This is a genomic window from Ciceribacter lividus (assembly GCF_003337715.1).
GTDB lineage: Bacteria > Pseudomonadota > Alphaproteobacteria > Rhizobiales > Rhizobiaceae > Allorhizobium > Allorhizobium lividum.
Genome location: NZ_QPIX01000001.1, coordinates 723943 through 746499, shown reverse-complemented (window position 1 = coordinate 746499; position 22557 = coordinate 723943). Strand labels below are relative to the sequence as shown.

Genomic DNA, 22557 nt, shown 5'->3' with positions numbered 1-22557 from the left:
CTCCCTCAAGGGGAGAGGAACCGCCGATGCGGCGGTGCCACGAGTCCCTTCTCCCCGTGAACGGGGAGAAGGTGCCGGCAGGCGGATGAGGGGCGTACGCAAGAGACGCACCGACGGCGTCGGCTATTTGGTGCCTGCGAATTTCGCCGACATATCAATCGCAGTCAGAGGAAAGTTCAGTACTACGTTAGCGAAGCTGTACACTCTCGGAAGCCATATCTAAATGGTCACTCAATATAATGTAACTCCGCTAAACCACAGCCAGAAGTTAGCGTCTTGCAAAAGACATCGCCAACGTGCAGACTTGTGAAGCGAAACACAGTGGATGACCTATAATGCCTTATCTTGAGAGACAGACTTCCTTTCAGAGACTTGCCAAGATCTATGCCGAGAAAACAAAACGACTCGTGGTCTTTTGCGGCGCGGGCGCCTCAAGAGAAGCGGGCATGCCGACATGGGACGAATTAGTTGAACGAATTCAAAACTCCTACCTGGAGATCGCCAAGTCCGACATCGGACAAAAGCTTGCTGACGAAATTTCTCTGCAAATAAGAAACCTTCCAGACAATTGGCAACGCATGTCGCGGTTGCGAGAACTGATGGGCGAGCAATATGAACTAGCGGTCCGAAGTGCACTTTCTCCGCGAAACGAAATTATACCTACGTTTTATAACGAAATATGGAATCTCGATCCGCATGCTCTTTTGTCGTTTAATTTAGATAATTTTGCTAATACGTCATACGTGCAACGACGAACTGGTCGAGTTCAAAACCACATGGTCGGTGTCGAAGCCCCGACCAGTCGCGTCAGCTTAGGAGACGGTCGCCCCCCTAATTATTGATCTTCACGGAAATATCGATACGCCAAAATCTTGGATACTCACAAAAGAAGAGAAGGAAACTTTACTTTCTAAGCAAAATTATATAGAATTCATAAAGAGTATGTTTACACATAACTTGGTTTTGTTCTACGGGGTAGGCGTAAACGACCTAACAGTTAGCGGACAGCTTAGTTATTTAAGAAGCGTTGGCTTCGTCACAGGTGACTATTTTATTATAAAGCAAAAGCCTTCAAGTGAAGATGCGCACATAGTAAAAGAATTACCGTTGAATATAATATACACTGGCGAGGATAGGAGCTGGGAGGAAGGATTTAAATGGTTTGTAAGCACCCTTACGAAGCAAAAATCTGTAGAAGACAAGGTAGATCCCGTACTATCAAATATCTCATCTCCCGGCGACATTCCTTCTCCGGATGAGATAATCAAGCTCGAACCAGACAGGATCAGAAAATATCTGGCCTCTGCGACAAAGAAATTCTACAATATCGATAGCGAGTTCGACTATGGTGCATATCGAGAATTCTGCAGTAAATATGACAAAGCGATACATATTTCTACAAGAGTAAATCCAAATGATAGTAATCAGAGCTGGTTGGGAAATCGTATTACCACAGAACTAGGCAGGGGAAACTTCGGAAGAGTATACCAAGCATTTGACCCGAGGGACAATTCTATTGCCATAAAGGTCGCTCACATGGAAGTGCGCGACGACGACGCCATGCTCAACAGCTTTAGACGTGGCGTCGACTCTATGAAATTTCTCAGCAACAGCAATATTCACGGCGTCGTTAAACTTGTGGACGCTTCTGAGTTGCCGCCGAGCATCATCATGGAATACGTTCAAGGAGTCGACTTACAGAAGTACATTAACGATAATTATTCGAGCTCAATTGTAGACAAATTGAATATATGCCTCTGGATATCGAGGATAATATTTGAATGCCATTCACACGAAAGAATAATACTACACAGAGATCTTAGACCGAGCAACATCATGATAACGGGCGAATATTGGGAGAGAGTTACAGAGACCGACATTCGGATTCTTGACTTTGATCTGTCGTGGTTTAAGGGAGCTTCGGGCGCAGAATTTTATATGAACGCGTCGCAAGCACTCGGCTTTCTCGCTCCAGAGCAGATTGATCCAAAGTCGAAGTACAGCAATCGATCAGCGCTTGTTGACGTCTACGGCATTGGAATGCTTCTATATTTTATGGTTTCCGGCGAAATCCCGCTTGCTAATGCTTCTGGCCGGGCTGACTGGCCATCGCGGCTTAAGAGCGCGAGCGCGAATCTCTTCAATAAAGACTGGAAGTCTACGAAATACATATTCGAGAAACTGATGTTGAAAGCAACCAGTGAGATTCAAAACGTGCGTCCACAGTTGCCGGACTTTATCGATACGCTGACGAAGCTGCTTGGCATATTTGAAGAGCGCTTTCCCTTCGATGCAGATTCGGTCATAGTAGAAATATTAAATCGAATTTCGCCACCAGATTCCGATATTCAATTTGATGCTGACAAACGAAGGGCGGCGTACACCTCTGGCGCGGGTACGGGTCTTGAGATTCAAACAGATGGTCGGACGATCACGTGCACCTTGAGGCACACTTTAAGGGAGGGAGCGAACCGCGTCACAAGAGGCAGGGATCTGTCAGACGCGCTATTTAAGGCAAAGAGCAAAGTCATGACATTTTCAAAGATAGATGAGAAATTTACTGAAACGGTTCAAGGGGGGAATCTTTTAAGATTTAGCTTCGACGTACCTGATAGCTTAAAGTTGTTAAATACTATTTCTTCGGGAATTGACTTTGCCGTGGTCGAAATGAAGAAGGAGTGAGTTACCCTCAACTCACTGCGCCCAGAGCCACCCGCGTCGGTACGTCGGCTCCACTGCCCCCCAAGAAATTCCCCCCATTTTCGTTCACCTCCACCCAGCCTGTCCTAGAGTGTCCCCCGCCCAGCCATCTGACATACGGGATTGCAAAGTCGGGCGAGGAAGAACCGGCGCGGAAGTGGGCGGTTGTCGTAGGTGACAAACCCCGGCCGCGGCAAAGGCTGCACGCCCCCACCTCCCCCCTTGCGGGGGAGGACGAAAGATCGAGAGCTTGAGGTCCGCGCAAGCCGCCTAAACCTCAGATTTTTCAGGTGGGGGCTCGGTTCCCATGGCACGATCCTCACCGAGCCCCTCTCTTGGAATTTCTAGCACTTGGCTGCCGCCAAGATGTTGAAATTCCATTCTCCCCCGCAAGGGGGGAGATGGGTTCGCGGCTCACCGCAAAAATTCCCCAATAAAATCAATCTCCGGTACCCTTTTTCATTCACCCCCTTCCAACCCGTCGTAGAATCACTGCCGTTCCGCCATCGGATACACCGGGCCATGCGAAGTCCGGCGAGGCGGGACCGGCGCCGGGGTCGACGACTGTCGCAGGTCGAAAACCCCGGCCGCTGCAACGGTCTCCCTCCGCGGGAGGCGGAAGGCGAAAACGGTCCGGACCGGCTCGCCGTCACCGCTGCTAACGCGGGCGTGCCTTGGAGGCACACAGACAGGCGCCCTGGGAGCTTGAAAAAGCCCCCCCGGCGAAAAGACGGCGGGGTGGAGTAAGCCGGCGAAAATGCCGCTCCTCCATCTGCCGGCGAGGGTCAGGCCGGACGGTACCATCCGGCGGGATCTTCCCGGGCCACCGGCCAGGCGTCAGCGAAGGTCCGTCACCGGACGGATGAGCGCTCGATGCCGATCCGCGCCGGCCGATGCCGGACCCTTCGGGTTCCGGCAGAGGCGCCGCCTTGCCAGAGAGACGCATGCAGCGGGAAAGAACGCCGAACGGGGCGCCGCAAGGAGCCACATACTCATACTCTGACAGGCCCCCTGCGGCGCCGCGTCCGAGACTGAAGTGACCCGACCCGGAGGGAGACATCCCGACCGGCGGCGAAGCTTTGACATTTTTCCCGCGCCTCCCGCCGGACGGGGGGACGGCCCGGAAAGCCGATAGAGAGAGCCGGCGAAGAGAGGAGACGCCATGACCGACCGCGACACCCCTGCCCGGAAAAATCCCGGCAGCGACGGCCCCGACCCGGAGAACCGGACGGACGCACCGTTGCCGCTGCCCGAGCCGCCGATGGAGTTGCTGCTGCGCACCGCCGTCGCGATGATGGGTTTCACGAAGACCTGCCGGACCCGCCGCTGCCGCCGTCGGGGCCGCTGCACGGGGCCGCTCGCGCCGCCGCCATGGCCGCGCTGCACCGGCCACATCACCGAGGAGACCCGCGCCTGGGTGCCCGATGATTTCGCCGCAAAATTCGCCCGGCTCGGCCGTGCGCCCGATCCCTGGCCGGAACCCGAGAACGGACACGAGGCGGAGATCGACGAGCGCCGCCGCGCCGCCTATCTGCTCGAGACGGCCTTCGGCTTCGATCATCCCCTCTACGGCGCACGGATTCTCGCCTGGATCGCCGGCGATCCCGAGCAGCGCCGATACCGTCCGTGGCTCTTCAAGGCCCCACCGCAGGACGGCGCGGGCTGACCGCCATGGCGCAGGGTTCGACGCGGATGGGCCTATTCGGCGGCGCGCGGCGCCTCGGCCGGTTCGGCCATGCCCGCCGCTTCGAGGATCTCCGCCGGCGCGGCGGCCGCGATGTCGCCGGCCGTCTCGATATCCTCGTCGATACCCTCGTCGGTCTCCGCGATCTCCGGCGCCGCCGGCGGGTGCGGCGCGGCGGGCACGACCGGCTCCAGCTCGTAGGCATAGCCCTCGATCATCGCATAGGCCTGCTCGATTGCCTCGATCTGCCCTTCGGCGGTGCGGATCGCCTCGGCGATCGACTGGCTGCGGGCGCGCAGCATCGAGCCGAGCACGTCGGCGCCGGGGCGGCGGGCGAGCCGGTCCATGTGCTGGCGCACGCGGTTGCGGTGGCGTTCGAGTTCGAGGATGTGGAAGCGGTTCTTCAGGATGTCGTCGGTGAGCTTGCGGCGCAGCGCCGCGACGGGGTCGAAGCTGCCCGGCTCGCGCTCGTCGAGGATGATGTCGTTGACCAGCGTTTCCAGCACCATCAGGCCCTTGAGGTCGCGGGGGTCGGCCATTTGCGGGTCGTAGCCGGTGTCGTCGTAGACCTTGCGGCGCACCGGGTCGCGCAAGAGGTCGTAGGCGGCGGTCACCGTCTCGAAGGCGGAAATGTCGCCGCCGCCGTCCGGATGGGCGGTCTTGGCGAGCCGGCGATAGGCCCTCTTGATGGCGGCCGCGTCGGCGTCGCGGTCCAGTCCGAGCGTCGCGTAAGGGTCGATCAAAGGCGGCACCTGTCTTCGTGGCAAAATGGTTCTCTCGTCTCCGCTTTCCTAAACCCGGATTGGGGCGGCATCAAGCACGCCGGAAGATTCGCGAAGGCCGCACCGGCCGGAGCGGTGCCGGTTTGGTGCCGGATGACCGCGGGCGGGCAGAAAAAAGTAACCACCGCCCCCGAATTCCCAAGGGATTCAGGGGCTTGCAAATCAGTTTATGCCGTTTTAGATTTTTCTTACTTGCCTTTGGCGGCGTCCCATGTACGGTTGCGCCGCTCGGGCTACAGATCCCGGAGACTGAACCGTTCGTTTTGGATCGCCTGCGTGGTTGCTTCCCTGGGGGCCTACTCCCGCCGAAAGACGTTCATTCCCGATATCGCGCCTCTCGACGGGTCCCTCCTGACCGGGGGACCGAAATGCCCCGCCTCCGGCGCCGGAGACGGGAAACACCACCGAAAAGGAACTATCCCATGGCCACCAAGGGCACCGTAAAATTCTTCAACCAGGACAAGGGTTTCGGCTTCATCACGCCGGACGGCGGCAGCAAGGACGTGTTCGTCCACATCACCGCGCTGCACGCTTCGGGCATGCAGGGCCTGCAGGATGGCCAGCAGGTAACCTTCGACACGGAGCCGGACCGCATGGGCAAGGGCCCGAAGGCGGTCAACATCCAGCTCGCCTGATCCGTCGCGGCGAACCGCTTTTTGCATGATGTCCGGCCCTGGTGGCCGGCGGACACGGCGCTCCATCCGGGGCGCCGTTTTCCGTTTCAGGACGAAGGTTCCGCCCTCGCCGGCCTCAGCCGGCCGCCCGCTTCGGCCCGGCTTCCGTGTCGACAGCGGCGAAGGCGGCGGCGATCACCTCCGGCCCCGCCCCCGGCCGTGCCCCGTCGGCGGAGAGGATCTGCCGGTAGCGCCTGGCCCCGGCAAAGCCCTGGAACAGCCCTACCATGTGGCGGGTGACGTGGATCAGCCGTCCGCCGGAAGCGATATGGCGTGCCGCATGCTCCATCATCGCGTCGCGCACCGCATCCCAGTCCGGCCGCCGGTCCGGCTCGCCGTAGATCGCCGCGTCGACCCCGGTCAGCAGCGTCGCATTGTTGTAGGCGGCGCGTCCGAGCATCACCCCGTCCATTACCTCGAGATGAGCAAGGGCCGCCTCGATCGTCTGGATGCCGCCGTTGATGCCGAGGAAGAGGTCCGGGTTCTCGCGCTTCACCTGGTGCACGAGATCGTAGTCGAGCGACGGAATGTCGCGGTTCTCCTTCGGCGAAAGCCCCTGCAGCCAGGCCTTGCGGGCGTGGATCCAGAGGCCGTCGGCGCCGGCGGCGACCATCCGCGCGACGAAATCCGGCAGCACCGCATGCGGGTCCTGGTCGTCGACGCCGATCCGGCACTTGACCGTCACCGGCACGGGAGACGCCGCCTTCATCGCCGCGACGCAGCGTTCCACCGTCTCCGGCGTGCGCATCAGGCAGGCGCCGAAAGTGCCGGACTGCACCCGGTCGGACGGGCAGCCGACATTGAGGTTGATCTCGTCATAGCCGTAATCGGCCGCGATCTTCACCGCCTCGGCGAGCTTGGACGGGTCCGATCCGCCGAGCTGCAGGGCGAGCGGGTGTTCCAAGGGCTCGTATCCAAGCAGCCGGTCGCGATCGCCGTGGATCACCGCGTCCGCCACGATCATTTCCGTATAGAGCAGTGCGCGGCGGGTGAGCTGCCGGTGGAAGACGCGGCAATGGGTATCCGTCCAGTCGATCATCGGCGCAACGGCAAAGACGGGAGCCTTGAAATATCTCGTTTTTTCTTGTCTTACAGGCTCCTGCAACGCTTTCTTTCCCGTCTTGTTCAAGCTTCTTCTCGACCAGCCCCCCCGTTTTCGCACCGGATTTGGCCCCATGGGCCAAATGTAACAGCGGTGGACCAACTATGGAACCGCTTACGGGAACGATCACCGCGCGCAAGGAAAGACGGGCGCGTCGGCCAAATGGCGCGAGTGCGGGTTATGCCGGACGGCGCCACCCAAAGCACTTTCGCGGAATTTTTTTTACCTCCCCGAATTAGTTGGATCCTGTGCACCGGCCTCGCGTCGCCAGAAACACGCTTTCATTGCAGTTTCAACACTATGCAATCATTCATCATATCCGGTCGACGGAGCGTCGCGGCTGTTCGTGGCCGAACGATCGCGTCTCGACGGGCTTCCCCTATGTTGCATTGCCCAAAAAAAGTATGATAGCTTCTATTTACAAGGATAAAAACCTACAAAATTCCTCTGGTTAAATGCGATTTCGCCACAGGAATTGAAGGGTCCCGTACAATTTGAATATTAAATCAGGTAGGTCGGTAGATATATACAGGCTTAACTGGGTTAATATTTTGTTCTATTACTCGTCCAGACACGGGAAGCGATGGATGAATTACAGTTTCGCGCGAACAGAAAAGACAATTCCTGCATCCTCTCCTCAGGCGGGAATGTGGATGAAAGAGAAGATATCTCCCTCTGATTGGAGTTTCGTGATCGCCGAGGCGATCGAAATTCACGGAAGGCTTGATTCACGACATTTCATCGCTGCCCTTCGTATCCTGACTGAGGAACTGGAAGCCACCCGGTCGCGGATCCGTGGCATCGAGGGCCGGCCCCATCAGGTCATTCTCGGCGCCTATGACGGCGACATTCCGCTCCTCGATTTCAGCGACGAGAGCGAACCACTCTCGGCGGCGTATGGCTGGATGAACGCCGAGCATCGCAAGCCGATCGACGTCGCCGAGGACTGGCTTTGGGCCAGCGCGCTGCTGAAAGTCAGCGACGTCCACTGGATCTGGTACCACAGCGCCCACCACGCGCTGATCGACGGCTTTTCCGCAGGGCTCATCGCCCGCCGGGTGAGCGAGCTCTATGAGGCTTTGCAGAATGGACGCTCGCCGTCGCCCTGCGACTTCGGCTCTCCCGACGAACTGCTCGCGATCGAGCGCGACTATCGCGGTTCCGTGCATTTCGGACGAGACCGCAGATACTGGCTCGACCAGCTGAAATCGCTGCCGCAACCAGTGACACTTGCGCGGCGCAAGATCGATCCGTCCGGCGGCACCCTGCGCCACAGCGTCGAACTCGACCGCGAAATGATCCGCCGCGTTGCAGCCCTCGGTCGGGCGGCGGGCGGCAGCCTGCCGCAAACGCTGATCGCACTCGTCGCCACCTATTATGCCAAGGCGGCCGACGTCGACGAACTGACGATCCTGACCATGGTGACGGCCAGGATCAGCGCCGACCTCAGGCGCATGCCGGGCATGCTTGCCAATGCGGTGCCGCTTCGTTTCAGATTCGGGCCCGACGTCAGGCTGGCCGACGTCATCCGCCAGACGAGCCAGCAGATGGCGCGGGCGCTTCGCTACCAGCGTTACCGCTACGAGGACATGCGGCGCGATCTCGGCCTTTCCCACCGCGACGAGCAGATCGCCACGCTCGGGGTCAACATTGAACCGTTTGACTACAGTTTCGACTTCAACGGGCTGCCGGTGACGGCACGGAACCTGTCGAACGGCACGACGGCCGACCTGACGATCTTTGCCTATGATCGTGGTGACGGCCGGTCGATGATCGTTGATTTCGATGCCAATCCGGCGCTTTACACCCTGTCCGAGCTGGTCGACCACCAGAAGCGCTTCGTGCAGATGATCGAAGCCATCCTTGCCGAACCGGAGCGGCCGATCGCATCCCGGTCCCTGCTCCTGCCGCAGGAGCGGGAGCGTGTGCTTCTGGAATGAAATGCCACCGGCAGGCCCATCGATCCGCTTTGCCTGCCGGTCCTGTTCCGCCATCAGGTCGAACGCACGCCGCAATCCCCGGCCGTCGTCTTCGGCGATCGCCAATTGAGCTATCGGGCGCTCGACGTCGCCTCCGATGCCTGGGCGCGACATCTCGCGTCCAAGGGAGTGGCGCCCGGCGATCTCGTCGCCGTCGCGGTGCCTCGCTCCGAGGCAATGGTCGTGGTCCTGCTCGCCATCCTCAAGATCGGTGCGAGCTATCTGCCTCTCGACCCTTCCGACCACAGCAACCGACTGTCCGTCATTCTGGACGAGGCAAAACCGGTCGCCATCGTCACCACTTCGACACTCGCCAGTGAAACAGATCTCGGCACGACGCGGCAGATCCTTCTGGATCGCCCGATCGCGGAAGGCGACGGCGATCTGCCGAAAGAGCTTCTGACCGAGGAGCCATCATCTCAGGATCTCGCCTATGTGATCTTCACCTCCGGTTCGACCGGGCGGCCGAAGGGGGTACAGATCACTCACCAGTCGCTCACCAATTTCCTGATGTCGATGCGCGAACTCATCGAAATCAAGGCATCGGATCGCCTGCTCGCCGTCACCACCATCGCCTTTGACATCGCCGCCCTGGAGCTTTTCCTTCCGCTCATCTGCGGCGCGACCACGGTTGTCGCCCCGCGCGACACGGTGCGGCAACCGGCGGCGCTGCGGCGCCTGATCGCCGAGCAACGGATCTCGATCCTGCAGGCGACGCCGTCACTCTGGCGCGCCCTCGTCAATGACGGCGGAACGGAACTGCGCAACGTGCTCGCACTTGTCGGCGGCGAGGCCCTTTCACCGGATCTCGCCCACAAGATGGCGGCGCTGCGCACACCGGTGATCAATCTCTACGGGCCGACGGAATCGACCGTCTGGTCGACCGCGATGGCGCTGAAGGACGGCGATCTTTCCACCGTCCCGATCGGCCGACCGATCTGGAACACCCAGGTCTATGTGGTCGACCGCCATGGTCAACCGGTGCCGCCCGGCTTCGTTGGTGAACTGCTGATCGGCGGCATGGGCGTCGCCCGCGGCTATCTCGACAGGCCCGAACTCACCGAAGAACGCTTCGTCCCCGATCGCTTCACTGCAAACGGCGGCAAGCTCTACCGCACCGGCGATCTGGCACGGTGGCGGGCGGATGGGGTGCTCGAATATCTCGGACGCAACGACTTCCAGATCAAGATTCGCGGGTTCCGCATCGAACCGGGCGAGATAGAGCAAACCCTTATGAACCATCAGGGAATCCGCCAGGCCGTGGTGATGCTGCGCGAGGATCCCGGCCGCAACAAGCGCCTTGTCGCCTATGTGGTGCCGGCCGAGGCAGGACAGGATCTCGATCCGCGCATCCTGTCGCAGCACCTTGCCCAGCATCTGCCGAGCCACATGATCCCGGCCCATTACGTCCGAGTGGCCGAGCTTCCCCTGAACGGCAATGGCAAGATCGACCGCAAGGCCCTGCCCGCGCCGCAGGTCCGCGAGGGCGAGGAAACGGTCGCGCCGCGCAACGAGACGGAGCGCGCCCTCGCCGCCCTGTGGTGCGAGGTTCTGGGACTGAGGAGCGTCGGCATCCACGACGATTTCTTCGCACTCGGCGGTGATTCACTCGCCGCGGCCGGCATGGTCTCGGCTCTGCGCAGCAGGGTCCAGGGCGAGATCCCGCTCGGCGTCATGTTCGAGACCCCGACCATCGCAGCACTTGCCGAACGGCTGGAGGTGGCAAACGAGGCCTCCTCGCTGATGGCGCCCATGCTGCCGATAAAGGCAACCGGCAACCGGGAACCGCTGTTCTGCATCCATCCGATCCTGGGTCTGGGCTGGAGCTTCTTCTCGCTCGGCCAGCATGTCGGCGAGGACGTGCCGATCTATGCCCTGCAATCCGACGGTCTGCTCGATCCCGCCCGGACGCCCGAGAGCATCGAAGCCATGGCAGAGCGCTATCTGGAGCGCATCCGCTCCAGGCAGCCCCATGGTCCCTACCATCTGCTGGGCTGGTCGCTCGGCGGTCTGATCGCCCACGAGATGGCCCGCCGGCTGCTCGACAACAACGAAACCGTCGCCTTCCTCGGCATGCTCGACAGCTACAAGTTCCGCCCGGACAGCCTGTTGCAGGACGAGACAACGCTCGTGCATGCAGCACTCGGCTTTCTCGGAAGCAGCGACGAGGCCGCGAAGGGCATCGATACGCTGGAGGCGCTGGGAGATCATGTGGTCGAACGCTTCTATCAGCGGAACGCCGACGTCCTCAACCACACCGGCCTCGACGATCCGAAGCTGGTCGAGCGTGCCCGGCAGACGATCCTGCGCAATTTAGAGCTGGCCGGCCGTTTCGTACCCGGCCATGTCGATGTCGACCTGCATTTCTTTCGGGCCGGTCGAGTCATGGCGGCACCTGCGACACGCGCCGTCATCGAGTATGAGCCGCAGTCCTGGCTGCCGCATATCGGCGGTCGCATCTATCTGAGGACGCTCGATTGCGGCCACGACGAGATGCTCGACGCCGATCCGGCAGCGGAAATCGGCGCGGTGGTGCAGTCCGAACTCCTGCGCTCGATCCTGGTGCTGCGCCACGAGCGTTACCGGCCGCAAAGAGCCGGCAGTTCGGCCTGAACGCGATCGACCTTGCCTCTTTCGTCGAGGGAGGCGGGTCGGTCCATCCTGTCGGCAGAAGTCCGGCTCCCCTGCGAAGATCAGCTCGAAAGCTGAGGCGAACATCTGACATCGGACCTTGCCACGGCCAAGCGACGCGGGGGTCGCCCGACCGCCAATCGATGCGCAAGCCAGATCGGAGTACCCTCGCAACGGCCCTTCGCCTATGCCGTCGCTGCCACGGCGAGCCGCCTGCTGACGTCGGCGGCGAGCGCCCGGGCATGCCGCCCGACGATGATCGTCTGGTGGTTGCCGGCAACATCGACCCATTCCGCCGCGGGCAGGTAGGCCTCCCAGATAAGCTTGGGATCGCAATCGACCGGCGAGCCGCCCTCCGTCCGGTAGAAGACCAAAGGTCCCTCGTAGCGCGAGGGGCGGAAGAGCCCCTTCATCCGGAGGAGCTGCCGGGCGGCGCGATCGTAGTCGGGCGGATAGCCGCCCAGCCATTGCGGCACGAAGGTCGGGTAGGATTCCGCCTTGGGGCTCAGGAAACGGAAGGCGAGACGCCGGAGCGTCCGGCGGTACTTTGCGAGCCTGCCGCCCCGCAGCACCTTGGAAGGCTCACCGGAAGCCTCCTCAGCGCCCGCGGCCGGTGTCCCTCCGCCCCTGGAAAGCAGGCGCCCGGCGGCGAAGGCGAGCCAGGTGCGAAGCGGCCAGGCATGCTCGCTCTGCGGACTGTCGACGAGGGCGAGGAAGTCGACGCGGGTACCGCGGGCGGCGAGCGCGCGGGAAAGCTCGAGCGCGACGAGGCCACCGAAGGAATAGCCGACGAAGCGGTAGGGCGGCGCGATGTCCGATACCTCCAGTTCGGCGAGACAGGCGGCCACCTCGTCGGCTATGACGGCCGGGCTCGCGGCGGGACGGCCGAACGGCGTGAGCGCCATGCCGTAAACGGTGCCGTCGAAGGCGAGCGCGTTGACGAAATCCTTCATTTCGAGAAAGCAGCTCGCGCCACCGGCAAAGACGATGAGCGTATCCGGCGAGGTGCCCTTGCGGATCCGGATCAGTTTCGGGACGTTCCGGAAGGAGCCGTCGGCCATGGCGCGCGCGAGATCGCGAAGCGTCGGCCACAGGTAGAAGCTGTTGACGTCGAGCTCGATGCCGCTCGCCTGCCAGACGGCCTCGACGAATTTCAGCGCGCGGTTGATGTTGAAGACGTCGACGAGCACTGCATCGGCCGAAACCTCGCGACGCTGCACACTGCCGGCGATCTCGACGACAAGGCGTTCGAACCCGGCCGCGTCACGCCCAACCGTCGGCACCGCCACATGCCTCTCCATACTTCTTCCCGCCGCCAATCGTCGTTTGCTCTAGACAAGTCCGATGTTCAGCACAGAATTGCGGAAGGACGTTTCGCTTCCGTTAAAGCGGGCGGTTCCCGGGCGTTGCTACAGCAGGCCGAGTTCCGCGAGTTCGCGGCGCAGGTCTTCCGGCATGTCCTCGATATCGGCGCCCGAAGCGTTGAGATCCCGTGGCGCGGCATCGGGTTCGAGATAGCGCCAGCCCTGGAAGGGCCGGCGCGGTGCCGGTGCCACCTCGACAACCTCCGGTCCGAGGATCAGCTCGCAGCGGCTGATGCCGTCGCCGCCGGTGAAGGTCTTGATGTCGAGAAGCCGCTGGCGCGCGGCGACCTGTCCCTTGATGATCCAGTAGAGGGAGCCGCCGTCCAGCAGTTCTTCCGCGCGCTTGGGCACCATGCGGGTAACGTGGGAGCTGTGGGGTTCGAGGCCCGCGGCAATCGCCGTCAGAGAGCGCTCGGCGACCCATTGCCTGAGATCCTCGAGCGACTCCGCGCCGACGCAGAGCTTGATCAGATGCAGTGTCATGGCGACGGTGATACGCCTTTGGGCGGGACCGTCAAGCCCCGCCGGACGCACAGGCGCATCAGCACTCGACGACGTTGACCGCCAGCCCGCCGAGCGAGGTTTCCTTGTATTTTTCGCTCATGTCGTGGCCGGTCTGGCGCATGGTCTCGACGCAGGCATCGAGCGGCACGAAGTGCTCGCCCGTGCCCTTCAAGGCGAGCGAGGCCGCCGTCACCGCCTTGACCGCACCGAGTGCGTTACGCTCGATGCAGGGCACCTGCACGAGGCCGGCCACAGGATCGCAGGTCATGCCGAGATGGTGTTCCAGCGCTATCTCGGCGGCGTTCTCGATCTGCTCGGGCGAACCGCCCATGACGGCCGCCATACCTGCCGCCGCCATGGCCGAGGCCGAACCCACCTCGCCCTGGCAGCCGACTTCGGCGCCGGAGATCGAGGCATTGTGCTTGATGATGCCGCCGATCGCAGCAGCCGTCAGCAGATAGTCGCGGATGCCTTCCTGGTCGGCATCCGGATGGAAATGCAGATAGTAGCGGATCGTCGCCGGCACGACGCCGGCCGCACCATTGGTCGGCGCGGTCACCACCCGGCCGCCGGCGGCATTCTCCTCGTTGACGGCCATCGCATAGACGGAGAGCCAGTCGTTGGCGAGCAGAGGGTTCTGCCGGTTGGAACGCCACTCCTCCTCGAGCTTGTCGTGGATCGCCCGTGCACGGCGCTTGACGTTGAGCCCGCCCGGCAAGCGGCCCTCCTGTTTGAGACCGCGATCGATGCAGCCGCTCATCGCATCCCATATGCGATCGAGGCCGGCATCAAGTGCGGCGCGGTCCATCACCGCCTCCTCGTTCGCGCGCTTCATCTGGGCAATGGTGAGGCCGGAGCGCCGCGCCACGTCGAGCATCTCCTTCGCCGTCGCGAAGGGGTAAGGCACTTTTTGCGCGAAAGCCTGCTTCTTCTGCTTCTGCATCGCCGCAAGTTCGGTGTCGGTGACGACGAAGCCGCCGCCGATCGAATAGTAGACGGTGGTGAGCAGCACACGACCGTCGCGGTCGAGGGCGGTAAAGCGCATGCCGTTGGCATGGCCCGGCAGCGGCACCTTCTTGTCGTAGACGAGATCGTCCTTCGGTACGAAGCGATATGCATGATGACCGGGCGGCACCACCTGCCCTTCCCGCTCGACTGCGGCGATGATGTCGTCCATCCGGTCCGGGTCGACGTGGTCCGGTTCCTCACCCGTCAGGCCGATGATGACCGCGCGGCCGGTGCCGTGACCGATGCCGGTATAGGCGAGCGACCCGTGCAGGCTCACCTTCAGCGCCGCCACCGCAGCACCGCTCGGCCGCGGCCAGTCGTCCGACAGAATAAGATCGAGAAAGCGCTTGGCGGCTGTCATCGGCCCCATCGTGTGGGAGCTCGACGGGCCGATCCCGATCTTGAATACGTCGAAAACAGAAAGAAACATGTATGGCCGCGCCTCAGAACACCGGAAAACCTGAATCGAAAGGCTAGACTATGATCAGAAGCCGACGCGGCGGGCAACCGACATCCGCTTGAGTCGGCGCGACATCGCAAGGGACGCCATAAACGACGACAGCGCGGCCCTTACGGACCGCGCTGCGGAATTCTCGTCAAAAACGAGTTCAGATGGTTCCAAAAAGATAGGCCAGGAACAAAACGCCTGCAAATCCCGTCAACGCCCGCAGGGTAACGCCCCAGCAAGACTTCTGGATGCTATCTTCCATTATCACTCCGATTGTTCGCCTATGGCGAAAAGCCGTCCCCCGACCGCTTTTCCGGCCCCGGTCTATTCGACTTCATGGGCCATCGCAACTGCAAAAATGGCAAAACAGTGGCACCTTCCGCAGGGGAGCCATTCGCAGAATGCATGGATTTATGCAATTTCAAACGGTTAGATCGGTTTTTAGATAATACTTAAAGAGATGGACCGCGCCGTAATTTCAGCCAAAGTCTTACAAAACTGTGGATACTTGTCCGGTGTACGGCCGGCGGCATAATCTTCCCGCGAGCAACCACGGGAATCGCCATGACATTCATCGACCTTTTCGCCCTCGCACTGTTCCTGGTGCTCTGGATCGTCTTCTCCTGGCTGACCGGTGGCGCAAAGATCCTCAGCCGCCCGAGCCTGACCCAGGCGATGGCCGAGCGGCGGCGGGAATGGATCCACAATTCGCTCACCCGCGACCTGAAGATGATCGACACGCAGATCCTGGCCGGCCTGCAGAACGGCACGGCCTTCTTCGCCTCGACCTCGATCTTCGCGATTGGCGGCTGCTTCGCTCTTCTCGGCGCCACCGAACAGGTCGATACCGTATTCCGCGACCTGCCCTTCATCACCTATAGCGGCCGCTCGGGTTTCGAGTTCAAGGTGATCGGGCTCACCGCCATCTTCGGCTACGCCTTCTTCAAATTCGGCTGGTCCTACCGGCTGTTCAACTACTGCACGATTCTCTTCGGCACGCTGCCGATGACCGAAAACGCGAAGAAGAACCCGCAGGAGACGCAACGCATCGCCGAACGGGTCATCCGCATGAACATCATCGCCGCAAAGCAGTTCAATGCCGGCCTCCGCGCGATTTTCCTGTCGATAGGCTACCTAGGGTGGTTCGTCAGCCCTTACGTCTTCGTGGGAACATCGATTATCATCTTCTTCGTACTGGTACGCCGACAGTTTTTCTCCGATGCGCGTCTTGCGTTGATGACCGACACGGCGCCTTGAAAACGACCAGATTGGACGCTGTGGCATGAGCCCTCCGCGCGGGTGCGCGGGGTAGAATTCTCGCATGCGAAGGATCGATCGTGGCCGCAGTCCCAGACACTGGAAATCCCCCTGCAACCTCGAGGCGGATCGGCCTGCTCGATACCGCGCGGGGGATCGCGCTCATCGCGATGGCGTCCTACCATTTCACATGGGATCTGGAATTCTTCGGCTATATCGAACCCGGCACGGCGACCCAGGGCTTGTGGAAACTCTATGCCCGCGCCATAGCCTCGAGCTTCATCTTCATGGCGGGCGTAAGCCTGGTGCTCGCCCATTACCCGACGCTGAAGCTGCAATCGTTCCTGAAGCGGCTTGCGATGGTGGCCGGAGCGGCAATCGCCATCACCATCGCGACGGCGGTCGCGATGCCGGACGGCGTGATCTTCTTCGGTATCCTGCACCACATTGCCGCTGCGAGCGTGATCGGGCTGCTGTTCCTCCGGCTGCCGCCGGCGCTAACGGTTCTTGCCGCGCTCGCCGCCCTCGCCGCGCCGGCCTATCTCCGTTCGGAGGCGTTCGACGCTCCCTATCTGCTGTGGATCGGCCTTTCCGAGCATCTGCCGCGCTCGAACGACTACGTGCCGCTGCTTCCCTGGATCGGCGCCTTCCTGCTGGGGATCGCCGCGACCCGCTTCGCGCGCGCCGCAGGCTCGCTCGACACGCTCGCCGGCCTGCCGCAAGGCCCGGCGGTGCTGCGCTTCGGCGGCCGCCACAGCCTCATCGTCTACCTCTTGCATCAGCCACTGTTGATCGCGACCGTCTACTTGATCTCGATCATCGTTCCGCCGCAGAAACCTGATCCTATGCAGTCCTATCTGCGGAGTTGCGAAACGAGCTGCCGGGCCGAAGGCAGCCAGGCGGAACTCTGCAGCCGCTTCTGCGCATGCACCCTGGACAAGCTGATGCAACAGTCTCTCTTCGAACCTCTCCAGTCTGGCGCAATCCAGCCGGATCAGGATGAACGTGTGTTGCAGTTAGCCCGTGAGTGTACCGCAGTCAGCCAATGACAGGACATGATCATGAACGCCTACCGCCTGAAACCACTGAAATATCCCTGGCCACCCCTGCTTTACGGCGTCGCGATCGTCGCGGCGCTCCTCCTCAACCGCTACGTCGGCCTTCTGCCGCCGCTGCCGCGTGAGGGCTATCTTCTCTGGACGCTCGGAGGACTGCTCGCGCTCATCGCGCTCACCCTCGACATCTGGGCGGTGAAGACGCTGCTCGAATGCCACACGGCGGTGCTCCCGAACCGTTGCGCACAGCGCCTGGTGACGAACGGCCCGTTCCGCTTCACCCGCAATCCGATCTATCTCGGCTACACGCTGATGACGATCGCCTTCGGGCTGCTGACCGGCAACAGCTGGTTTCTCGTCGCCGCCGTCATCGCCGCCGTGGTCACGACACTGGTCGCGATCCGCTGCGAGGAAATGCATCTGCTCGCGCGCTTCGGCATCGAATTCGAGCGATACTGCCAGCACACCCGCCGCTGGATCTGAGAGAGATCAGGTCCCGACACCGATCTCGACGAGGCGCGTGAGGCAGGCCTCCTCGGCATTGTCGAGTTCGGCGAGCGTCTCGTCGATGTCCTTGCGCTTCTGGCGCAACTCTTCGCGCTTCTCGTCGATCTTCTTCATCATCATCTTGAGCTGCCCGATCTCGCCCGGCGGTTCCTTGTAAACCTGGACGATTTCACGGATCTCGGCTACAGTGAATCCAATACGCCGGCCGCGGAGAATCTCTTGTAGCAGACGGCGGTCGGCAGCACGATAGAGACGCGTTCGGCCACGGCGCTCGGGATGAAGCAAGCCTTCGTCTTCGTAGAACCTCAGGGTCCGGGTCGAGACCCCGAATTCTCGCGTCAGTTCCGTTATGCTGTAATACTTTTTCACTGCCTGTTCCGATTCATCTGGAACAGGTATCTTATTGACTTTTACGTACAAGTCAATTTTTCCATTCAGCCCGACATGAACCACCAGGTCGCAAGCCCGAGAAAGCTGAGGAAACCCGTCGTATCGGTGATCGCGGTGACGAAGACCGCGGAGGAGACCGCGGGGTCGGTCCCGGATCGGTGAAGCAGGAGCGGGATGGTGATGCCCGCCATCGCGGCTGCGAACATGTTGATCAGCATGGCGGTCGTGATGATGCCGCCGATCGAAACGTCCTGGAACCAGATGGCGGCGACGACACCGACGAGCGTGCCGAAAAGCGCGCCGTTGATGAGGCCGACGCCGGCCTCGCGCCGCGCGACGCGCCAGGCGTTGTGAATGTCGAGGTTGCGGGTCGCCAGCGCCCGCACGGTGACGGTCATCGTCTGCGAGCCGGCATTGCCGCCCATGCCGGCGACGATCGGCATCAGGATCGCCAGCGCCACAACCTGTTCAATGGTCCCCTCGAAGAGCGAGATCACCGAGGCCGAGATGAAGGCGGTGACGAGATTGACGGCGAGCCACGGCACGCGCGAGCGCGAGGTCTCGACGACGCTGTCCGACAGCTCTTCGTCGCCGACGCCGCCGAGGCGCAGGAGGTCCTCTTCCGCCTCCTCCTGGATGACGTCGACGACGTCGTCGATGGTGAGCACGCCGACGAGCCGGTCGTTCTCGTCGACGACGGCCGCCGACAGAAGGTCGTATTGCTCGAAGAGCTGCGCCGCCTCTTCCTGGTCCATCTCGGCCGGAACCGCGTGGCTGGTCTCGCGCATGATCGTCTCGATCTTCGTCTGACGCTTGGTGCGCAGGATGCGGTCGAGGTCGACGGTACCGAGCAGCTTGAAGGTCGGGTCGATGACGAAGATCTGCGTAAAGCTCTCCGGCAGGTCGTCCTCGTCGCGCATGTAGTCGATCGTCTGGCCGACCGTCCAGAACGGCGGTACGGCGACGAACTCCGTCTGCATGCGCCGGCCGGCCGAGCTTTCCGGATAGTCGAGTGCCCGGCGCAGGCGGACCCGCTCGGTGAACGGCAGCTTGGCGAGGATTTCCTCGCGGTCCTCGTGGTCGAGGTCCTCGAGAATGTAGACGGCGTCGTCCGAATCGAGCTCGCCGATCGCCGCGGCGATCTGCTCGTTCGGCATCTGGTCGACGATCTGCAGGCGGATCGCCTCGTCGACCTCGGTCAGCGCCGTCAGGTCGAAGTCGTCGCCGAGGAGGCGTACGAGGGCAAGACGCTGCTCCGGCTGGATCGCCTCGATGAGGTCGCCGAGTTCCGATTCGTGCAGCCGCGCGACGCGCTGGCGCAGGAAGAGCGTGTCGCGGTCGGCGATCGCCGCGCCGACCAGGGCAAGGAAATCGGACCGGACGGAGCCGTCTTCGGAATAGATGTCGTCGGGGACATCGTCCTGCGGGGGCCGAACAAGGAGTTCGTCGCCGGTATCCGTCATGCCTGCGCCCTCACCCTAAGAAATCAACTCGTCCTGCGTATCCCGGCAGCCTTGGAGAATGGCGGTAAAAACCGCATTGTCAACCGCGCCGGGCGATATCGCGCGCCGGTGTGTGCAAACGCGAAGAAGGCCTGCTAACCTGTTGTTCCGACGCACTCGCAGCACAGAAAGGCCTATCGTGGCGGTCCTGCCCCTGATCACTTATCCACATCCCGTACTGAAGGCCCTCTGCACGCCCGTGACCGATTTCGGCCCGGACCTCGCCACTCTCGCTGACGATCTCTACGACACGATGAAGGCCGCACCCGGCGTCGGGATCACCGCCGCCCATGTGGGCGTCGCCGTGCGGCTTGTCGTTCTCGACCTGCCGGAGATCGGGGGACGGCGCACCTACGTCAATCCGCAGATTTTGTCTTCGTCCGACGAACTGATGAACCATACCGAGGGCAGTGTCTCGATGCCCGGCGCGACCGAGACGGTGACCCGCCCCCGCGCTGTCAAGCTCCGTTACCAGGATCTCGATGGGACGGCCCATGAGGAGGAACTCGACGGTTTCCCGGCGATCTGCATGCAGCACGAGATCGACCAGCTCGACGGCATCTTCTGGCTGCAGCGGCTGTCGAAGCTGAAGCGCGACCGGCTGACCAAGAAATGGGAGAAGATGCGGGGCTGAGCGCACCGATGCCCCTTGCGTGAAGCGACTCTCGTTGAGACAGGCCATTGGTCGGCCGGCCGTTGAATGATAGCCTGCCACCATGTCCGTCGACCGCACACACCAGTTCCCCGGCATTCCCCTCGCACTCGGCTCAGCCCTGCTGTTCGGAGCATCGCCGCCGCTGTCGAAGCTTCTGATGGACAGCATCGATCCATGGCTGCTGGCCGGCATCCTTTATCTCGGGGCCGGAGTCGGGCTCGTGCTTGTCCACCTCGGGCGACGATGGATCGGGCTCGAAGGTGTCGAGGCGCCGCTTCGGATCTCCGATCTTCCATGGCTGCTTGCGGTGGTGGTCTTCGGCGGTCTTCTCGGCCCGCTGCTCCTGATGTTCGGCCTCTCCATGACGACGGCGGCGTCGGGGTCGTTGCTCCTCAACCTCGAAGGCCTCGCGACCATGGCGATCGCCTGGATCGTCTTCCGCGAGAACGTCGACCGTCGTTTGCTGCTCGGCGCGATCGCGATATTGGCCGGTGCCGCACTTCTGTCCTGGAACGGACAGGGCATCGCACTCGACAACGGCAGCCTTCTCGTCGCCCTTGCATGCCTCGCATGGGGCATCGACAACAACCTGACGCGCAAGCTGTCCTCGACCGACCCGGTGCAGATCGCGATGATCAAGGGGCTGGCCGCCGGGGCGACGAACCTGATACTCGCGCTCGGGCTGGGAACACCTGTTCCTTCGCCGGCAGCAATCGGGGCCGGCGCAATCCTCGGCTTTCTCAGCGTCGGCGTCAGCCTGGTTCTGTTCATGCTCGCTTTACGGCATCTCGGGACGGCCCGGACGGGAGCCTATTTCTCCCTGGCACCCTTCATCGGGGCGATGCTCAGCATCATTCTCCTGCGGGAGCCACTCACGCTCCAGATCGCGTTTGCCAGCCTGCTGATGGGCGCGGGACTTTGGCTGCACCTGACGGAGCGCCATGAGCATCTTCATGTTCACGAAGCGTTCGAACACGAACACGCCCATGTTCACGACGTGCACCACCAGCACGATCACGACAGCCCCGCCACCGAGCCCCATTCACACCGGCACCGGCACGAGCTGCTGACCCACAAGCATCCGCATTATCCGGACCTTCACCACCGGCATACACACGACTGACGGGCCGGGCAGACGCCCTTGCCGGATCGTGTCACATCTCGAAAGCCGTTGGGCGACGTAGCCTGATTTCAGGACGGGCGCTCTGCCGCGCAAGCCACGAGAAAACAACAAAAAACCCGGCCGAAGCCGGGTTTTTGGTGCGGTCGAGAAGACTCGAACTTCCACGGGTTGCCCCACAGCGACCTCAACGCTGCGCGTCTACCAATTCCGCCACGACCGCATCGTGGTAGGTGCCGAATTGCTCCGGCGGGGCTGCATGTAGCAAAAGCATTCGGGGTGCACAAGGGCGCCGTGACAGTTTTTTGATAATTCCTCCGGCCCCCCTGTGGAGGCCCTCGGCAAGCCCCGGAATTCCGGGCTCTTGAAGTCGATGCGCTTTCTTGCCAAGTAGGGGAAAAGGACAGGCCACCCCATGCAACGTACAGAAATCGAAGCGAAAATGTTTCCCCTGCCCGGCTCGCCGCCGGTGCGCTGGAGAATCTCCGACGGTCTCGTTTCCTATGAAGAGGCGCTCGCCACCATGGAGGCGGAAGTCGCCGCGATCGCCGAGGGCCGCGCCGACGAACTCGTCTGGCTGCTGGAACACCCGCCGCTCTATACCGCAGGGACCAGCGCCGACCCCGCCGACCTCAAGGAGCCCGACCGTTTCCCCGTCCATGCGACCGGCCGCGGCGGCGAATACACCTATCACGGCCCCGGCCAGCGGGTCGGCTACGTCATGCTCGACCTGAAGCGGCGGCGTCAGGACGTCCGCGCCTATGTGGCCGCGCTGGAAGAGGTGATCATCCGGACGCTCGAACAGATGAACGTGCGCGGCGAACGCCGCGAGGACCGCGTCGGCGTGTGGGTCCGCCGCCCGGAAAAACCGCGGCTTGCCGACGGCTCGATGGCAGAGGACAAGGTTGCCGCCCTCGGCATCCGCCTGCGCCGCTGGGTGAGCTTTCACGGTTTCTCACTCAATGTCGATCCGGACCTTTCCCATTTCGGCGGCATCGTGCCCTGCGGCATCACTGCCTATGGCGTGACGAGCCTCGTCGATCTCGGCCTGCCGGTGATGATGCCGGATGTCGACATCCGGCTGCGCAGCGCTTTCGAGGAGGTCTTCGGCCCCACGGTCGCGGAGACATCCTTGCTGCCGGGCGAAGGAACGGCAGCGGTCGCCGGCGCCTGACGAAGCGGGCTCCGGGCGCGC

Annotated in this window: 18 protein-coding genes, 1 tRNA gene and 1 pseudogene; 12 read left to right on the top strand and 8 right to left on the bottom strand. The window is 62.0% G+C overall.

Annotation, left to right across the window (positions count from 1 at the left end; all coding sequences use genetic code 11):
• Positions 1-335 precede the first annotated feature (335 nt).
• The 3 genes from DFR48_RS21745 to DFR48_RS03600 all read left to right on the top strand — a co-directional run bounded on the left by DFR48_RS21745 (position 336) and on the right by DFR48_RS03600 (position 4366).
• Positions 336-842: an SIR2 family protein gene (locus DFR48_RS21745; RefSeq protein WP_147273502.1), complete on the top strand. Its 507-nt coding sequence runs from the start codon at positions 336-338 to the stop codon at positions 840-842.
• On the top strand, positions 835-2682 hold the full coding sequence (locus DFR48_RS03610; protein ID WP_342634910.1) for a protein kinase domain-containing protein: 1848 nt from the start codon (positions 835-837) through the stop codon (positions 2680-2682). The genes DFR48_RS21745 and DFR48_RS03610 overlap by 8 nt, the downstream gene beginning before the upstream one ends.
• A gap of 1180 nt (positions 2683-3862) precedes the next feature.
• Complete coding sequence (locus tag DFR48_RS03600) at positions 3863-4366, top strand: PH domain-containing protein (RefSeq protein WP_114361732.1); 504 nt, start codon at positions 3863-3865, stop codon at positions 4364-4366.
• A 200-nt stretch (positions 4367-4566) separates the two neighbouring features.
• Here the strand turns inward: DFR48_RS03600 and DFR48_RS03595 are convergent.
• Positions 4567-5127: pseudogene (locus DFR48_RS03595) on the bottom strand (J domain-containing protein); the annotation flags it as partial.
• 461 nt (positions 5128-5588) lie between these two features.
• Here DFR48_RS03595 and DFR48_RS03590 point away from each other — a divergent pair.
• The gene (locus DFR48_RS03590; RefSeq protein ID WP_114361730.1) at positions 5589-5801 is read left to right on the top strand and encodes a cold-shock protein; all 213 of its coding nucleotides are present in this window, start codon (positions 5589-5591) and stop codon (positions 5799-5801) included.
• Between the two features lie 115 nt (positions 5802-5916).
• Here the strand turns inward: DFR48_RS03590 and dusA are convergent, their stop codons facing one another.
• Positions 5917-6945 carry a tRNA dihydrouridine(20/20a) synthase DusA gene (gene dusA, locus DFR48_RS03585; protein ID WP_280956393.1) on the bottom strand — a complete coding sequence of 343 codons (1029 nt, stop codon included), beginning with the start codon at positions 6943-6945 and terminating at the stop codon, positions 5917-5919.
• Positions 6946-7529: 584 nt separating this feature from the next.
• Between dusA and DFR48_RS22160 the strand changes: the two genes are divergently transcribed.
• Together DFR48_RS22160 and DFR48_RS22155 are read left to right on the top strand one after the other, a co-directional pair.
• Complete coding sequence (locus tag DFR48_RS22160; RefSeq protein ID WP_280956392.1) at positions 7530-8882, top strand: condensation domain-containing protein; 1353 nt, start codon at positions 7530-7532, stop codon at positions 8880-8882.
• 18 nt (positions 8883-8900) lie between these two features.
• Positions 8901-11534: an amino acid adenylation domain-containing protein gene (locus DFR48_RS22155; protein ID WP_342634909.1), complete on the top strand. Its 2634-nt coding sequence runs from the start codon at positions 8901-8903 to the stop codon at positions 11532-11534.
• Positions 11535-11737: 203 nt separating this feature from the next.
• On the opposite strand, the gene DFR48_RS03575 is transcribed toward DFR48_RS22155, so the two are convergent.
• The 3 genes from DFR48_RS03575 to DFR48_RS03565 all read right to left on the bottom strand — a co-directional run bounded on the left by DFR48_RS03575 (position 11738) and on the right by DFR48_RS03565 (position 14858).
• Complete coding sequence (locus DFR48_RS03575) at positions 11738-12853, bottom strand: thioesterase domain-containing protein (protein WP_114361728.1); 1116 nt, start codon at positions 12851-12853, stop codon at positions 11738-11740.
• Between the two features lie 108 nt (positions 12854-12961).
• Positions 12962-13399, bottom strand: coding sequence for a DUF1489 family protein (locus DFR48_RS03570; RefSeq protein ID WP_114361727.1), 438 nt, complete (start codon positions 13397-13399; stop codon positions 12962-12964).
• A 58-nt stretch (positions 13400-13457) separates the two neighbouring features.
• The gene (locus DFR48_RS03565; RefSeq protein ID WP_114361726.1) at positions 13458-14858 is read right to left on the bottom strand and encodes an L-serine ammonia-lyase; all 1401 of its coding nucleotides are present in this window, start codon (positions 14856-14858) and stop codon (positions 13458-13460) included.
• A 582-nt stretch (positions 14859-15440) separates the two neighbouring features.
• Here DFR48_RS03565 and DFR48_RS03560 point away from each other — a divergent pair.
• From DFR48_RS03560 to DFR48_RS03550, 3 genes are all read left to right on the top strand, one after another.
• Positions 15441-16133, top strand: a complete 693-nt coding sequence (locus DFR48_RS03560) for a DUF599 domain-containing protein (RefSeq protein WP_114361725.1) — start codon at positions 15441-15443, stop codon at positions 16131-16133.
• 80 nt (positions 16134-16213) lie between these two features.
• On the top strand, positions 16214-17182 hold the full coding sequence (locus tag DFR48_RS03555) for a heparan-alpha-glucosaminide N-acetyltransferase (RefSeq protein WP_114361724.1): 969 nt from the start codon (positions 16214-16216) through the stop codon (positions 17180-17182).
• 12 nt (positions 17183-17194) lie between these two features.
• A complete protein-coding gene (locus DFR48_RS03550) occupies positions 17195-17671 on the top strand; it encodes a methyltransferase family protein (RefSeq protein ID WP_114361848.1) in 477 nt (158 codons plus the stop codon).
• Between the two features lie 6 nt (positions 17672-17677).
• Here the strand turns inward: DFR48_RS03550 and DFR48_RS03545 are convergent, their stop codons facing one another.
• Both DFR48_RS03545 and mgtE read right to left on the bottom strand, forming a co-directional pair.
• A complete protein-coding gene (locus DFR48_RS03545; RefSeq protein ID WP_114361723.1) occupies positions 17678-18064 on the bottom strand; it encodes a MerR family transcriptional regulator in 387 nt (128 codons plus the stop codon).
• A 65-nt stretch (positions 18065-18129) separates the two neighbouring features.
• A complete protein-coding gene (gene mgtE, locus DFR48_RS03540; RefSeq protein ID WP_114361722.1) occupies positions 18130-19548 on the bottom strand; it encodes a magnesium transporter in 1419 nt (472 codons plus the stop codon).
• 178 nt (positions 19549-19726) lie between these two features.
• Between mgtE and DFR48_RS03535 the strand changes: the two genes are divergently transcribed.
• Together DFR48_RS03535 and DFR48_RS03530 are read left to right on the top strand one after the other, a co-directional pair.
• Positions 19727-20221 (top strand): peptide deformylase, encoded by a 495-nt coding sequence (locus DFR48_RS03535; protein ID WP_114361721.1) that lies wholly within the window; start codon positions 19727-19729, stop codon positions 20219-20221.
• Positions 20222-20303: 82 nt separating this feature from the next.
• Positions 20304-21365, top strand: a complete 1062-nt coding sequence (locus DFR48_RS03530) for a DMT family transporter (RefSeq protein ID WP_114361720.1) — start codon at positions 20304-20306, stop codon at positions 21363-21365.
• Between the two features lie 135 nt (positions 21366-21500).
• Here the strand turns inward: DFR48_RS03530 and DFR48_RS03525 are convergent.
• Positions 21501-21585, bottom strand: a tRNA-Leu gene (locus DFR48_RS03525).
• A gap of 192 nt (positions 21586-21777) precedes the next feature.
• On the opposite strand from DFR48_RS03525, the gene lipB reads away from it, so the two are divergent.
• A complete protein-coding gene (lipB, locus tag DFR48_RS03520; RefSeq protein ID WP_114361719.1) occupies positions 21778-22536 on the top strand; it encodes a lipoyl(octanoyl) transferase LipB in 759 nt (252 codons plus the stop codon).
• Positions 22537-22557 lie beyond the last annotated feature (21 nt).